Origin of the sequence: Burkholderia sp. MSMB1498 (assembly GCF_001526245.1) — a bacterium.
In the GTDB taxonomy this organism is placed as follows: Bacteria; Pseudomonadota; Gammaproteobacteria; order Burkholderiales; family Burkholderiaceae; genus Burkholderia; species Burkholderia savannae.
In genome coordinates this window covers 1-1995 of record NZ_LOYJ01000082.1, presented here as the reverse complement: position 1 = coordinate 1995, position 1995 = coordinate 1, and the positions used below count along the sequence as shown (strand labels likewise).

The window sequence follows — 1995 nt, the reverse complement described above, 5'->3', positions numbered from 1 at the left end:
GTAAGCGCCTCGCGAAGGCCGTCCGCAATCCGGCGCGCACGTGAGGCATGATTGGTTATCGAGCGCTCGTGTTGGCCCGCTGGCAATCAGCCCGTGGAGGCAGGTGGGCAAGACTTCCCTGGCAGCTTTTTTGCCACGTTCCAGGGTAGTAATTCGTCGATGCGGTTAATGGGGTGATCAGCGATATGGGTCAGCACGTATTCGAGGTAAGCGCGCGGGTTGATCCCGTTCAGCTTGCACGTGCCGATCAGGCTGTACATCGCCGCGGCCCGTTTCCCCCCACTGTCGGAGCCGGCGAACAAGAAGTTCTTTCGACCCAGACTCACACAGCGCAACGCGTTTTCGGCCAGGGCGTTGCTGATCTCGGCACGGCCCTCTTCGCAGTACAGCACGAGGGCATCCCACTGATTAAGCGAGTAATGGATCGCTTTGGCCAATTCGGATTTCTTCGACAGCGTCGCGAGTTTGTCCGTCATCCACGTCTTGATGGCCGCGAGCAGCGGGATGCTTTTCTCCTGGCGCACGCGCAGCCGCTGCGCGGCGGGTTTGCCGCGGATGTCGGCCTCGATCGCGTAAAGTGCACCGATCAGCTCGAGCACCTCCCGGGTCGCCTCGGCAGGCGTTCGGGCATGCACGTCGTATATGTACCGTCTCGCGTGGTCCCAGCATGCCGCCTCGCGAATCTTGCCGCTCTCGTACAGTTCGTTGAAGCCGCTGTAGGCGTCGGCTTGCAAGATACCCTTGAATCCGTCCAGGTGGGTCTGGGGATGAATGCCTTTGCGGTCCGGCGAGTAAGCAAACCACACTGCGGCCGGTTCGGTCGAGCCCGAACGAGTGTCATCGCGCACATACACCCACAGGCGCCCCGTCTTCGTCTTCTTCTTGCCCGGCTCGAGTACCGGGATAGGCGTGTCATCCGCGTGCAGCTTCGACGGCGCCACCGTGTAGCGGCGCAGTGCCTCGGTCAGCGCATCGCAAAGGGCCTCGCACTGGCCGACCCAGCGGCCCATGCTGGCCGGGTCGAGCTTCACGCCGTCGCGCGCGGCTATCTGCGACTGGCGGTACAACGGGGCGTGGTCGGCGTACTTCGAGACGAGGATGTCGGCCAGCAGGCTCGGATGGGCGATGCTGCGCGTAATCGGCAGGCCGGGCATCGCCGGCTGCGAGAAGTGGTGGCCGCACGGGCAAACCGTCTTGCGCCGGATCGTACGAATCACCTTGAACACCGCCGCGACGCGGGCGAGCTGCTCGGACACGTCTTCTCCGAGCGGCTGCATTGCGCTGCCGCACTTCGGACACGTTGCGTCAGCCTCCAGTACACGTTCTTCGCGTGGCAGATGCGGCGGCAGCGCTTCTTTCGGCGATGCGTCGCTCACAGGCGTGCTTGCGCTTGATTGGCGGGCGCGCCGCACATCGGCGACGCCACGCTCGCCCGTCAGGTCCTCGAGCGCTGTTTCTAGCCGTGCAACCTCGCGGTCCAACTGCTCGGACTTGCGTCCGAATTGCATGCGCCTAAGCTTGTCGAGCTGAGCCTTGAGTTGCTCGATCTCCAGATCGCGCTCGGCAAGCTGAGCACGAGCCTCGAGCAGCAATGCTCGCAGCGTTTCAACATCGTCAGGAAGTTCGGCGCCGTTCGACATGCGGCGCAGTTTACGAGCCTTCTGCTCGGTTTACAACATCGACAGTGCAGCGGTGCGACGCGGTTGCCGCCAATCGATGCCTTCGAGCAACATGGACAATTGCGCTGCCGTCAGATGAACCTTGCCGCCATCGGCCTGCGGCCAGACGAAACGACCACGCTCAAGCCGTTTCGCAAGAAGCCAGAGCCCGTCCTCGGTTGCCCACATGAGCTTCACGAGATCGCCGCGCCGGCCCCGGAAGATGAACACGTTGCCGCTGAGCGCATTGTCCTCGAGCGCCGTGTGCACCTTCGCCGCCAGCCCTTGGAATCCGCAGCGCATGTCGGTGACGCCGGCCACCAGCCAGACTCGGGTA

2 protein-coding genes are annotated in these 1995 nt (G+C 63.6%); both read right to left on the bottom strand.

Going from position 1 to position 1995, the window contains the following annotated elements; genetic code table 11:
* Nucleotides 1–86 precede the first annotated feature (86 nt).
* Nucleotides 87–1640, bottom strand: coding sequence for an IS66 family transposase (gene tnpC / locus WS91_RS17945; protein ID WP_059584212.1), 1554 nt, complete (start codon nt 1638–1640; stop codon nt 87–89).
* 30 nt (nt 1641–1670) lie between these two features.
* The coding region (gene tnpB, locus WS91_RS17940; RefSeq protein ID WP_156432389.1) for an IS66 family insertion sequence element accessory protein TnpB at nt 1671–1995 on the bottom strand (325 nt) is incomplete at its 5' end.